The 12,014-nt window shown below is 45.4% G+C and carries 14 protein-coding genes and 1 riboswitch; of the genes, 13 read left to right on the top strand and 1 reads right to left on the bottom strand.

Annotation, left to right across the window (positions count from 1 at the left end; translation table 11 throughout):
* Window positions 1-6: 6 nt before the first annotated feature.
* From sigX to BBI11_RS09430, 3 genes are all read left to right on the top strand, one after another.
* Window positions 7-540 (top strand): RNA polymerase sigma factor SigX, encoded by a 534-nt coding sequence (gene sigX, locus BBI11_RS09440; protein WP_068462696.1) that lies wholly within the window; start codon window positions 7-9, stop codon window positions 538-540.
* Window positions 530-1,693 (top strand): hypothetical protein, encoded by a 1,164-nt coding sequence (locus tag BBI11_RS09435; RefSeq protein ID WP_068462694.1) that lies wholly within the window; start codon window positions 530-532, stop codon window positions 1,691-1,693. Before sigX ends, BBI11_RS09435 begins: the two co-directional genes overlap by 11 nt.
* An 82-nt stretch (window positions 1,694-1,775) precedes the next feature.
* Window positions 1,776-1,911: riboswitch (FMN riboswitch) on the top strand.
* A gap of 146 nt (window positions 1,912-2,057) precedes the next feature.
* Window positions 2,058-2,639 carry an ECF transporter S component gene (locus BBI11_RS09430; RefSeq protein WP_068462693.1) on the top strand — a complete coding sequence of 194 codons (582 nt, stop codon included), beginning with the start codon at window positions 2,058-2,060 and terminating at the stop codon, window positions 2,637-2,639.
* Window positions 2,640-2,697: 58 nt separating this feature from the next.
* Here the strand turns inward: BBI11_RS09430 and BBI11_RS09425 are convergent, their stop codons facing one another.
* Window positions 2,698-2,949: a ferredoxin gene (locus BBI11_RS09425; RefSeq protein ID WP_068462691.1), complete on the bottom strand. Its 252-nt coding sequence runs from the start codon at window positions 2,947-2,949 to the stop codon at window positions 2,698-2,700.
* 106 nt (window positions 2,950-3,055) lie between these two features.
* Here BBI11_RS09425 and BBI11_RS09420 point away from each other — a divergent pair, with 106 nt between their 5' ends.
* The 10 genes from BBI11_RS09420 (at window position 3,056) to BBI11_RS09375 (ending at window position 11,984) form a co-directional block, all read left to right on the top strand.
* On the top strand, window positions 3,056-4,081 hold the full coding sequence (locus BBI11_RS09420; RefSeq protein ID WP_068462690.1) for a YpbB family protein: 1,026 nt from the start codon (window positions 3,056-3,058) through the stop codon (window positions 4,079-4,081).
* Window positions 4,078-5,505 carry a RecQ family ATP-dependent DNA helicase gene (locus tag BBI11_RS09415; protein WP_068462688.1) on the top strand — a complete coding sequence of 476 codons (1,428 nt, stop codon included), beginning with the start codon at window positions 4,078-4,080 and terminating at the stop codon, window positions 5,503-5,505. The genes BBI11_RS09420 and BBI11_RS09415 overlap by 4 nt, the downstream gene beginning before the upstream one ends.
* A gap of 80 nt (window positions 5,506-5,585) precedes the next feature.
* Window positions 5,586-6,314, top strand: coding sequence for a LysM peptidoglycan-binding domain-containing protein (locus BBI11_RS09410; protein WP_068462686.1), 729 nt, complete (start codon window positions 5,586-5,588; stop codon window positions 6,312-6,314).
* Between the two features lie 61 nt (window positions 6,315-6,375).
* A complete protein-coding gene (locus tag BBI11_RS09405; protein ID WP_068462684.1) occupies window positions 6,376-7,005 on the top strand; it encodes a CBS domain-containing protein in 630 nt (209 codons plus the stop codon).
* A gap of 69 nt (window positions 7,006-7,074) precedes the next feature.
* Window positions 7,075-7,860 (top strand): metallophosphoesterase, encoded by a 786-nt coding sequence (locus BBI11_RS09400; protein ID WP_083389051.1) that lies wholly within the window; start codon window positions 7,075-7,077, stop codon window positions 7,858-7,860.
* A 34-nt stretch (window positions 7,861-7,894) separates the two neighbouring features.
* A complete protein-coding gene (locus BBI11_RS09395) occupies window positions 7,895-8,875 on the top strand; it encodes a YpdA family putative bacillithiol disulfide reductase (RefSeq protein ID WP_068462682.1) in 981 nt (326 codons plus the stop codon).
* A 20-nt stretch (window positions 8,876-8,895) separates the two neighbouring features.
* Window positions 8,896-9,867: an asparaginase gene (locus BBI11_RS09390; RefSeq protein ID WP_068462680.1), complete on the top strand. Its 972-nt coding sequence runs from the start codon at window positions 8,896-8,898 to the stop codon at window positions 9,865-9,867.
* A 30-nt stretch (window positions 9,868-9,897) separates the two neighbouring features.
* On the top strand, window positions 9,898-10,572 hold the full coding sequence (gene prsW / locus BBI11_RS09385; RefSeq protein WP_068462678.1) for a glutamic-type intramembrane protease PrsW: 675 nt from the start codon (window positions 9,898-9,900) through the stop codon (window positions 10,570-10,572).
* A 144-nt stretch (window positions 10,573-10,716) separates the two neighbouring features.
* Window positions 10,717-11,397 carry a (d)CMP kinase gene (gene cmk, locus BBI11_RS09380; RefSeq protein WP_068462675.1) on the top strand — a complete coding sequence of 227 codons (681 nt, stop codon included), beginning with the start codon at window positions 10,717-10,719 and terminating at the stop codon, window positions 11,395-11,397.
* Window positions 11,394-11,984, top strand: coding sequence for a lysophospholipid acyltransferase family protein (locus BBI11_RS09375; RefSeq protein WP_068462673.1), 591 nt, complete (start codon window positions 11,394-11,396; stop codon window positions 11,982-11,984). Before cmk ends, BBI11_RS09375 begins: the two co-directional genes overlap by 4 nt.
* Window positions 11,985-12,014: the final 30 nt, after the last annotated feature.

Here is a 12,014-nt window from a genome sequence, read left to right as displayed (position 1 = left end):
AGTTGCGTGAATGACTCCGTGTTTCATCGGCTATACGATCAATACCATCAGGATGTCTTTCAGTTTTTGGTGTATTTAGTGAAAGATCGGCATGTAGCGGAAGATTTAATGCATGAAGTTTATGTGAAGGTGCTGCGCGCTTATGACCGGTTCCAAGGAAAAAGTTCAGAAAAGACCTGGCTTTTTTCGATTGCTAAAAACGTCGCCATCGACCATTTCCGCAAAAATGCTGTGAGGAAAAAACATTCGCTGGATTTCTTCGACTGGGAAACTCAACAATTGGTTTCAACTGAACGCATACCGGAAGAAGTCTCCTTGCTCAATGAAGACAAGATCCGTTTGTATCAAATGCTCGATCTGTGTACAGGCGATCAGAAACTGGTCATTGTTATGCGTTTTTTCCAAGATCTCTCCATTGCGGAAACGGCTGAAGTCCTGGAGTGGTCGGAAGGCAAAGTCAAAACGACACAACACCGGGCAATCCGGTCCCTCCGCCAAAAATTACGAGAAGCAGAAGGGGGAGGAGAATATGCCGAATGACAAATGGAACGATGAAGAAATCGAAAATTTGTTGCGGGATTTCCCCAAAATACAGGATAATCGGCCCAAAGCCGAAGTGTATAAACGTGTATCGCAGACACAGTATGTTCCGAAGCAGCCTAAGCGCTGGCTGCCATTACTCGTCGCTATCATTGCGTTTTTGAGCATCACGGTGCTGGCGGTTTCCTTGCTGCAGCAAAATGGAAACGACTCTAGCAGCAGCGAGACTGAAAGTGACGATGCAGAATCGATGATGACAGCAGATGAGGCTCAAACAGAACAAACGGAACAATCCATTGATGAGCCTGAAGAGGCAGCCAGTATGGTTATAGAAGAACCGGAAGCCTTGCGTACAGCAGTGTATGAACAAGACCTAGCAGACGCTCAAATCCTCCGAATCGGCCTGGCTCAAAGAGGTTACGTAGTGCCGGTGAGTTTTATCATTCCAAAACAATCCGTTGATGAGACAGAACCGACTTCGCTCGAATTGTATGAAGCATTTGCGGAACAAATCGACGAATCAAAATTGGGCTTTGATGAGTATCATCCATATGAGGGAATCTTGCAGCAAGACGGTGCGATTATCAGCCATTTCCTCCCAGAGAATCATAATTATGACCAAGGATCGGCTGCTACCTTGCTGTATCTTCACAGTTTAGAAGAAACCTTCTTCGGCGAGGAGGAAATTCGCGTACTAAATGTCTCGGGAGAACCTGCGCAATTAGCACACGTGGGAATGGTTGAACCAATTCTTCCGGGAGTTCAAGGCCAAAGTTATTATTTGATCGCTTCGTCTACAGAAGACTGGTATTTGGCTCCATCTTACGGCTTGTCTGAAGCGAGCGTTGAAGATGCGCTCATCGCGCTTCAGCAAGCACCGAATGATGATTATCGTTCACCGGTACCGGATGGCATCGAATACGATGTGGACATGAATGGCACAAATGCCCTCGTGACATTCGAAGAGACCTTAGACCTTGAGTCACTAGAGGGAATAGAGGCGATGCGCTTAATCGAAAGCCTGGCGCTTACTGCACAGTCTTACGATGCCTCGCTGACAATAGTCAATACGGTCCAGTCCGAGTGGTCAGGCTTCGATTTTTCCGAAGAACTTGAATTGCCGGTTTCGCCCAACCGCATGGACTGGCCATAAAAATAAAAAGACAGCAATGTAAGCACTATGGTTTACATTGCTGTCTTTTTTTTATAAACTTAACTTGTATAAAAAAATATCGATTCATCTTCGGGGCAGGGTGCAATTCCCTACCGGCGGTAATTGGACGTTTCGGTCCATCAGCCCGCGAGCCGTAAAAAGCAGGATTTGGTGAAATTCCAAAGCCGACAGTATAGTCTGGATGGGAGAAGGTGAAGGTACGGACGCATGCCGTTTTTATATGGCGGACCGTTTATTTCAGTGTGCCTGACTCTCCCTTAAGTGATTATTACTTAAGGGATTTTTTGTGGCAACATGCGTTTCGAACCTTTCTTCTGGTGAATCACGACAAGGAGAGAGGAACATGAAGAACAAAAAATTGCAATCGATGATTGTCATCGGTATGCTGAGCAGCATCTCATTTGTGTTGATGCTATTCAATTTTCCACTGCCGGCCTTGCCTGCATTTTTGAAAGTGGATTTCAGTGATGTGCCTGCGCTGATAGCAGCGATCACGATGGGACCAGTTGCTGGTGTTTTAGTAGCATTCTTTAAAAACGTATTGGACTGGATCTTTTCAGGGAGTCCGACTGGTGTGCCTGTAGGGCATATGGCGAACTTTGCGACGAGCCTATTGTTCATTTTGCCGGTCTATGCGATCTATCGCAAAGTATCTACTAAAAAAGGAATCGCATTCGGCTTGGTGATCGGTACATTTTCTATGGCCATCGGCATGAGTTTGTTGAATTACTTCGTTTTCCTGCCGATGTATACGTATTTCCTCAACATGCCTGAACAAACAGGCAATGCCTTGTATACAACGATTGTGCTCGGCATCTTGCCGTTTAACTTGATCAAAGGTCTTGCGCTTACGACGGTTATTTTATTGATCTTCGGCAGCATGCATACCTGGATTGAAAAACAACGTTCCTATTATTTATCATAAAAAAAAGCGGTTGGAAGATTCATCTTCCAACCGCTTTTTCTATTGATCCATACGCTAATCAGTCTTCGTATTTAAGTGGATCTCCTTCAAATGCCTCGTCTGCCACCTTGATGGAATCGGTCGGGCATCCTTCAAATGCGTCTTCCATATCTTCCATTAGCTCATCTGGCACTTGTTCAGTCCCCGTGTTATCATCAAGAATAACGAAGGCGATGCCCTCATCATCATAATCGTAAATGTCTGGTGCTGCTGCTCCGCAAGCTCCGCATGCGATACACGTATCTTTATCAACAATGGTATATTTAGCCATTCTAGTTCCTCTCCTTTATCTCCGAACAAGTTCAGTTATACTATCGTGTTTATTCTATAGATGTTTTATATTTTTTTCAACCCAAAACCGCCGGGAGGTTTATTCAGTGCGATTCGATGAAGTCGTTTTAGCAATCATGAAAGCGGTAGACGGTCAACGGACCGTTTCTTCCCCTTATCATTTAATTAAAGGAAAGAAATCAGGTCAAACGATTCAAGACATCGGCTATTTCGGCCTGCATCCTTATTTTGCCGTGCTTCCGAAACTGGACAAAAAAGACTACCTGGACTCTATTGAGAGGCTGCAGGCGCAAGGGCTATTGGTGCCGGATGACAATAGCATTCAGCTTCATCAATCTGCCATCGACTTAAAATTGCCGACTACACCATTAAATGGCTGGAAATACAGGGGCAATGAGAGGCGTTTTTTTTCGCGTTTATCTTTGATAGTGCAAACAATGTCCAATTTTATGCAAGACCATAAACGTTTTGATCCGGTGGTGACAGATGAAGCGGTGCAGTCCTGGACCAAGTCTTATTTACACCGAATCGATTTTCGTTCACCGGAGGTCCAAGCCGTTTTCAAGCTTCAAATTGAAGTCAGCTTGGCGTTAGCAAAGACTGACGAAATGCATAAAGATATTTTGATGGCGCGACTGTCTGGGTATGGGGTCGGTGGGCTTACTTGGGACCAACTGGCAGCAAAACATCACCGACTGCCAATTGATATGAAAATTGCAGCAGTCGCAGCTTTACATGCTTGGCTAGATGTCCTAGAAGGCATGGAATACCCATTGTTAACAGGACTACTCGAAGGCATCGTGCAGAAATCCGCTTTGACGGAATCGGCTAAGCGAACACAAAACCTATACGAACGTGGATTCTCACTGAGCCAAATAGCAGAACTCAGGCAATTGAAGACCAGCACAATTGAAGACCATTTCGTTGAGTTGGCGATGAATGACCCGGCCTTTAGCCCAGCTTCATTTATGGATGACGAGTTATTTGAATCGATCCGTCGAATCAGCAAAGAAATGAAGACAATGCGCCTGCGGGATATTAAAGAGCGCTTGCCGGACGCGAGTTATTTCCAAATCCGCCTTGCATTGGCAGTGAGAGGAGAAGCTATATGAATCTTGAAAAATTGCTATATGAGGCATATGGCTATACAGAGTTCCGCCCTGGCCAAAAACAAGTGATTGAACAAGTGTTGTCTGGACGCGATGTTTTGGCGCTGTTGCCGACTGGAATGGGCAAATCCCTATGTTATCAATTGCCCGGAAAAGTGCTGCCAGGAGCTATCGTCATCGTCTCGCCGCTGTTATCGCTTATGCAAGACCAAGTAGCCCAATTAAAGAAAATGGGGGAAAAATCGGTTGTCGCTATCAATTCCTTTATGAAAGCGGAAGATCGTGAAAAGGTTTGGAATACACTCAGCAATTACAAATTTATCTTCGTCGCGCCTGAAATGCTTGTGCAGCCTTTTGTGCTTGATAAATTGAAAGCACTAGGCATCTCTTTGCTCGTTGCGGATGAAGCGCATTGCATCTCTCAATGGGGGTTTGATTTCCGTCCGGACTACCTGCGCATTGCCGAAGTATTGCCCAAACTTGGCAATCCTCAAACTCTGGCACTAACCGCTACAGCGACCGACAAAGTGACCCATGAAATCAAGCAGTACTTGAAATTAAGCAACCCATTCATCTATGCGCATCCGATGGACCGTCAAAACATTAGTTACGATATCCACAAATTTGAAAATGACAGTGACAAGCTAAAAGCATTCCTTGAAATAGTGGCTGCATACGGGGGACCGGGAATCATCTATGCTGGTACAAGGAGGAAATCCCAGGAACTGGCGGGGAAACTGCTAGCGCTTGGAATCAGGGCAGCATTTTATCACGGAGGCATGGAACAACAAGACCGTATTTTCGTCCAGCAGCAGTTTGCGAATAAGGAACTGGAATGGGTATGCGCCACCAATGCATTCGGTATGGGTGTTCATATTCCTGATATCCGTCACGTTATCCATTTTCAACTGCCTTCTTCTATAGAAGGCTATGTACAGGAAGTTGGTCGAGCGGGGCGGGACAATTTGCCTTCACTTGCGACTTTACTTTACGCTGCAGGTGATGAACGACTGGTAGAAAGTTTAATCATGGACGAGTTGCCGGAACGGCATGAAATCGAATTGATATATCAACGCAAAGAAGAAGCAAAACAGCTGGTCAACCAGGGAATGATAAGAGAAACGGCATATCGTATCATCTCTTATTGGCGCGAGCGCCTTCCACTTGAAGGCACTTTGAACCAGATTGAGCAGTTGAAAGAAGAAAAGCAACGGCAGGCAGCTTCTGTCCGTGGTCTGGTTCATTCGAGCGGTTGCATTCGCCGATATCTAAGTACGAGCTTTGACCAAGAAAATCCCACTGTGCCGCCAAACTGCTGTAGTTTTCATGGGATTGATCATCGTCTTTTTAAAGCCAGGCAAAGTCGTTCGGAAGCACCATCGCAAGGTGGGTGGAAAGAACGCTTGGAGGTCCTTTTGCCTATATGAAAATCTCTATTTCTATTATTTACAAATAAGTCTTTTTTCGTCATAATAGATATATTAGTACAGATAGGGGTAGTCGTGAAATGGGAAACGATAATTATCATGAATCAATGGAAAAGAATCGCCAGGAATTGTCACAGGAACGAATGGCAGAATTGACGAGGCGCGCACGCCAGATGCCTAAGCCGAAAAGCAGGGGCTTATTATTGCCTTCCTTGTTTTTCATCTTTATCTTGATTCCGGTTACTTTGTTGATCTATGTTGCGTTTTACTATGAGCCGGATGACACGCTAACTGCCAAAACAAATGAAAATGAAGTCAGCTTTGAATTGAATTCCCAACCGCCTTCCGACAGCACCGTACTTGCGGCTGCAGATGACGAACAGGAAGATGAAAAACAACAAGAGACAAAAAGTGCTAAAGCTAAAGAAGCAGCAGAACAAAAAGCACTGAAAGAAAAAGCTCGAGAGCGAGAAGAAGAAGCGGCTGCAGACGCGAAAGAGAAAGAGCAAGCAGCAGCGAAAGAACAAGCTGAGAAAAAAGCGCAAGAAACAGCAGCAGCAGAACAAAAAGCACGGGAAGAAGCAGATGCGAAAGCGAAAGCTGAAGCTGAGCAGCGTGCACAAGAGCCAGAAGAAACACCTACTGCCGGCGGCAAGACGGTGACTGTGCAATCGAGTGAAACACTTTACCGAATTGCAGTGAACAATTACGGCGCAAGCGGTGCAGCCGCGGCAGTTGAAAAGATCAAACAGGCGAACGGATTAGCCTCTAACGCCATTAGCCCGGGACAAACATTAATTTTGCCTTAAAGCAAGATTAGATTTCTCCTACAGGGGAACAGATAGATAGAAACTAGAAAGAGGTGAGCTGATGTTTGTCAAAAGTGCATTAGTTAAAAAGGAAAGATGTTTTACAGTACATCCGGAAGATGCGATGGAAAGAGGGCTCGAGCTATTGGAGCGCCATTCCATAGATGCATTGCCAGTCGTCGATGGCGACCAATTTAAAGGAATCTTCACTTGGTATCATGCATATCGCGCTTTCTTTTACTCCGATAGCCCGAAAGACGAATTTATTCGTTCGACAAAAGTAAAAGATATTATGGTCAACCAAGATGTGTTTTTGAATATTGATGATGTGTATGAAAAAGCTTTAGTCGAATTGCGTGATTTCCCAATCATCGCAGTCGTCGACGAAGGGAAATTCCTCGGAATCGTCACCCGATTCGATGTCGTCAACCAATTGCAAAGCGCATTTGGGATGCAAAAATCAGGAGTTCGCATCACTGTCACATCGGTTGAATCAGAAGGCCGCATCGGTCGACTTGGTGAAATCATTGAAAAACATAAAGAATCTGTTGTTTCATTGGTTACTTTCGATGAAACCGATAAAATGGTGCGCCGCATTGTTCTCAAAGTCAAGAAAAAGAACAATATAGAAAAATTTACGAAGGATTTGGAAAAATCCGGTTTCCGCATTCTAGATATTACAGAAGATTGAATAGCGGCTTGAACAGGAAAACATAAGCGCAGCTTATGTTTTTTTGTTGCTTTGGAAAGGATGTACGCAATGAAATGGATATTACGGATCGGTTTAGCTGGCTTGTCATTATTAGCGTGGATGTTCCGCTCTGCCCATAGTCAAAAACGAGAAACTGCGGTCGTTCAATTGTCTGGAAATGCTGTGTTTTCACCTTTTAAGCTGATGTTTATCTCCGATGTCCACCGGCGCAAACTTCGCTCTGACATGTTCAATGATAAAGTCGATATAGTCGTCATTGGTGGAGATTTTGTCGAGCGTGGGGTTCCGGAACAACGACTTCGCGAAAATTTGCAAGTTCTGAGACAGCTTGCCCCGGTGTATTATGTATTTGGAAACAACGACCGGGAAATTGGAGAAGAGCGATTAAGGGAGTTGCTCGAAGAACAAGGTACCGTCATTCTAGATGATGAATCTGTTGAACTATTCGGGAATGCTGAATTAAAATTGACAGGAATCGACTATTTTGCTTTTCGAGAGCACAGTGTAGAAGATGCTTTTTGCAATGTCTCAAAAGGCGATTCCGTCATCTTCGTTTCCCATACGCCTTTTGTCTTCAAGCATGTAAAACAACATTATCCCGTCAGCTTATTGATGGCGGGGCATACCCATGGCGGGCAAATCAGATTTGGGCCTTTCGGGGTTTTCGACCACGGTTCGTTGACGAGTACAAGCGGCATCACAGAACTCATCAGCAACGGGTTCGGCACGACGTCTATACCGCTGAGACTCGGTGCCAAAGCACAATACCATATACTTGAAATACACCCCTCGCCGGGCGTCCAGCATTTGGCGCAAAGCTCTTCAATCAGATAAGATGGAGAAGGACATTATTACAGGAGTGGATGAAATGGAACATGCAGATGTCATTATCGTAGGAGGCGGGCCATGTGGGTTATCGGCCGCCATTGAAATACAGAGAATGGGCCTGCACCCCGTCATTCTCGAAAAAGGCAATATCGTTAACGCCATCTATCGTTACCCAACGCATCAAACATTTTTTAGCAGCAGTGAGAAATTGGCGATTGGCGATGTGCCGTTCATTACAGAAGACCGCAAGCCAAAGCGCAACCAAGCGCTGGTTTATTACCGAGAAGTGGTGAAACGCCATAAACTGGATGTGCGAGCATTCGAAACTGCGCTATCGATCGAGCAAAAGGACGGCTTTTTCGTAAAAACGACAAAAAACCATTACCAAGCAAAATACGTAATCGTGGCCACTGGTTATTATGACCACCCGAATAAGCTGTTGGTGCCAGGAGCGGACTTGCCGAAAGTCATGCATTACTTTAAGGAAGGACATCCGTATTTCGATCGCGACGTGTTGGTGATCGGAGGGAAGAATTCCGCGATTGATGCCGCGCTCGAATTGCATAAAGCTGGCAGCAGGGTAACGGTGTCTTATCACGGGACAAGTTATTCGAAAAGTATCAAGCCGTGGATTTTGCCAGAATTCGACGGGCTCGTGCGCCAAGGCGAAATTACCATGCTGTTCGATTCCATCGTCGACGAAATTCGAGAAGACGAAGTGGAATTGACGGTAAACGATACGAAGGAAACCTACGCGAATGATTTTGTCTTCGCGATGATCGGGTATCATCCGGATCACAGCTTTCTCGAACAGATGGGGATCGATATTGATGCAGCGAGCGGCAGACCGGCGTTCGATGAAGAAACGATGGAGACCAATGTCGAAGATTTGTTTATCGCAGGGGTCATCGCAGCAGGCAATAATGCGAATGAGATCTTCATCGAAAATGGTCGTTTCCATGGCGGTCAAATTGCAACGGCAATCGCCAAAAAAGAAGCGCTGAAAAATTCAATAGATTAGACTATCAAAAGAGGTGCATTATGAAAAAGAAAGTATCGTTAATTACGACCGGAGGCACTATTGCCAGCAAAGCCATATCTGATGACGGCTTGCTAAAATCAGGCGCCATTTCAGGAAAAGATTTGGCAGAGCTTTGCCAATTACCGCCGGAGATCGAAGTGAAAGTCATCGATGTCTTTCAATTGCCAAGCATGCATATCGGCTTGACTGAAATGAATATCGTCAAAGAAGCGATTTTGACTGAGTTAAAAGACCCTGAAGTGGAAGGGGTAGTCGTTACGCACGGTACCGATACCTTAGAAGAAACGGCTTATTTTCTGGATCTGACAGTAGGGGATGAACGCACAGTCGTGGTCACAGGCAGTCAGCGTGCGCCAGAAGCAGTTGGGACGGATGTTTATTCCAATTTGCGCAACTCAATTTATGTTGCCGTTGATCCTGTCATTAAAGGTGTAGGAACGGTTGTCGTCTTCAATGAACGAATTTACAGCGCGAAATACGTAAAAAAAGTACATGCCAGTAATTTGCAGGGCTTTGATTCATTTGGCCACGGTTATTTAGGAATCATCGATAATGATAAAGTCCGCATCTATCAAAGATCGGTCATGCGTGAAGTGCATCATGTGCCGGGTGGCATGCCGCGCGTGGATATCATCAAGTGTTATTCCGGCCAGGAAGGTTCAATCATCGATATGCTTTCTGAGAATGGCACAAAAGGCATCATCTTAGAAGCAGCTGGACGCGGGCAAATTTCCCCGCACATGGTGAGCTCAGTCCAGCGTGCCGTGGATTCCGGGATTCCTGTCATAGTCACGACGAGCGCTGAAGAAGGCAATGCCTATCCTGCATACAGCTACCCAGGAAGCGCACACGATTTGCTGACGCGCGGTGTCATCTTGGGCAGTGATTACGATAGCAAAAAAGCGCGCATCAAATTGGCAATCTTGCTGTCGGGAGATAAAGCCATAGACAAGGGAGCATTTGAAATTTAACTATCGCGGGTAATGGAGGGAGGCGCGTCTATGTTAGAGCTGTTGACGGTAGCTATTGCACCTGGGCTCGCATTGTTTAGTTATTTTTATTTGCGGGACCAATTTGCCGGGGAACCGTCAAGGCTAATTTTTCACTGCTTTTTATACGGCGCGCTTTTGACATTCCCGATTCTTTTTGTCCAGTATGTATTCGAAGCCGAGCATGTGTTTCAAAACACGTTTGTGAAATCCGTCTTATTTTCGAGTTTGCTGGAGGAGTTCTTCAAGTGGATCGTTCTGCTAGCAGCGGTATTTCGCCATATCGATTTTGAGGACCCTTATGATGGGATTTTGTACGGTGCAAGTTTATCGCTTGGCTTTGCTACCGTAGAAAATATTTTATATTTGCTTGAGTTCGGGCTTGGAACCGCTTTTCTACGCGCATTCTTGCCGGTGTCGAGCCATGCATTGTTCGGCGTTGTCATGGGATTTTATTTTGGCAGAGCCAAATTTACTGGGAAAAGAGAAAGCAAATGGCGGTTGGCGTCGGCATTATTTGCCGCATCGCTTTTACATATGGCTTACAACGCATCGCTTTACGCCTATGATAATTTGCTATATGGGGCTGTGCCTTTCATGTTGTTTTTATGGTGGTTCGGTTTACGGAAAGTTCGGCAAGCCCACCAATTATCAGTCAGCCATTACCATAACAACCCACCGGATTGATCGAACCGAAAGCCCGCTGCCATAGGGCTTTTTCTTTTTGCGTCCAGGTCGTTATGAAACTATTCCCCATGCACTTTGATTTTGCCCGAAACATCAAGCAGATTGTGATAAAATGAAATTATTACTTAAGATGGGGTGACAGTTTTGACGAAAGCTATCCAAATTGCGATCGACGGGCCAGCTGCTGCTGGTAAAAGCACGATCGCTAAAATAGTGGCAGAAAAATTAGGGTATATTTATATCGATACGGGGGCAATGTACCGTGCAATTACGTTAAAAGCATTGAATGAAGAAATCAATTTGGGAAGCAATGAAGAAGCGGGGGCTTTACTTGTTGAGACTGAAATCGATTTAATCCCTGTCGAAGGCGGCCAGAAAGTCTTGCTCGATGGAAAAGATGTCTCAGAGGAGATTCGTTCACAAAATGTCACAAAGGCAGTATCAGAAATGGCTGCCCACGAACTGGTAAGAAAGCGTATGGTCGAACTTCAGCAAAAACTGGCAGAAGACCGTGGCGTCGTTATGGATGGCCGCGATATCGGCACGCATGTTTTACCAGGCGCAGCGCTTAAAGTCTTTATGTCAGCAACCGTTGAAGAACGAGCAAGACGTAGATTCGAAGAAAATAAAAAACGCGACATCCTGACGCCTTTAGTTGAGTTACAGGAGGAAATCGCTATGCGCGACAAAATGGATTCTGAACGTGAAGTAGCGCCTTTGAAACAAGCGCAAGATGCCGTATTTTTAGATACCACGCCTTTAACGATTGCAGAAGCGGCACAAGCCATTTTGAAACTAGCGCAAGAGAGGCTGATGGCATCATGAATTTGTATGCAGTAGGGAAAACGCTCGTGAAGACGGCATTGAGTCCGCTGTACCGTTTTCAAGTTGAGGGCATTGAAAAGTTTCCGGAAACGGGCGGCATTCTTCTTTGCAGCAACCATATCCATGCGCTCGATCCACCGGTAGTCGGTATGACCGCCCCGAGAACCGTTCATTTCATGGCCAAAGAGGAATTGTTTAAAGCGCCAATACTCGGCTCGATTTTGCCGAAAGTCAATGCTTTTCCGGTAAAACGCGGCATGAGTGACCGGGAAGCTTTGCGGACTGCTTTAAAGCTGCTAAAAGGCGGCGAAGTGGTTGGGCTATTCCCTGAGGGTACCCGTTCGACAGAGGGCGTATTGAAAAAAGGCTTGAGCGGCGCTGGCTTTTTTGCTTTGCGGGGCAATGCGGATGTTATGCCATGCGCACTTATTGGACCGTATAAGCCATTCGGAAAAGTCAAAGTAGTTTACGGCGATCCAATTCGGATGGAACCTTACCGTGAGCGTAAAGCTTCTGCAGAAGAAGTCACAGAAGCCATCATGGCCAGTATTCAAAAAATTCTGGACGAAAACTCAGAAAATAAGTGATTATTTTTGTTTTTATTAGAGAATTCGAAT

Source organism: Planococcus maritimus (genome assembly GCF_001687625.2).
Classification (GTDB): Bacteria; Bacillota; Bacilli; order Bacillales_A; family Planococcaceae; genus Planococcus; species Planococcus maritimus.
The sequence above is the reverse complement of the archived record's forward strand: the minus strand, read 5'-3'. Positions and strand labels throughout refer to the sequence as shown.

Bases quoted from the DNA above. Each gene is read 5' to 3' on its own strand.
- BBI11_RS09410 (WP_068462686.1), top strand. From the start codon at position 5,586: ATGGGAAACGATAATTATCATGAATCAATGGAAAAGAATCGCCAGGAA.
- BBI11_RS09415 (WP_068462688.1), top strand. From the start codon at position 4,078: ATGAATCTTGAAAAATTGCTATATGAGGCATATGGCTATACAGAGTTC.
- BBI11_RS09425 (WP_068462691.1), bottom strand. From the start codon at position 2,949: ATGGCTAAATATACCATTGTTGATAAAGATACGTGTATCGCATGCGGA.
- BBI11_RS09430 (WP_068462693.1), top strand. From the start codon at position 2,058: ATGAAGAACAAAAAATTGCAATCGATGATTGTCATCGGTATGCTGAGC.
- BBI11_RS09375 (WP_068462673.1), top strand. From the start codon at position 11,394: ATGAATTTGTATGCAGTAGGGAAAACGCTCGTGAAGACGGCATTGAGT.
- BBI11_RS09435 (WP_068462694.1), top strand. From the start codon at position 530: ATGCCGAATGACAAATGGAACGATGAAGAAATCGAAAATTTGTTGCGG.
- BBI11_RS09400 (WP_083389051.1), top strand. From the start codon at position 7,075: ATGAAATGGATATTACGGATCGGTTTAGCTGGCTTGTCATTATTAGCG.
- BBI11_RS09405 (WP_068462684.1), top strand. From the start codon at position 6,376: ATGTTTGTCAAAAGTGCATTAGTTAAAAAGGAAAGATGTTTTACAGTA.
- BBI11_RS09390 (WP_068462680.1), top strand. From the start codon at position 8,896: ATGAAAAAGAAAGTATCGTTAATTACGACCGGAGGCACTATTGCCAGC.
- prsW (WP_068462678.1), top strand. From the start codon at position 9,898: ATGTTAGAGCTGTTGACGGTAGCTATTGCACCTGGGCTCGCATTGTTT.
- BBI11_RS09395 (WP_068462682.1), top strand. From the start codon at position 7,895: ATGGAACATGCAGATGTCATTATCGTAGGAGGCGGGCCATGTGGGTTA.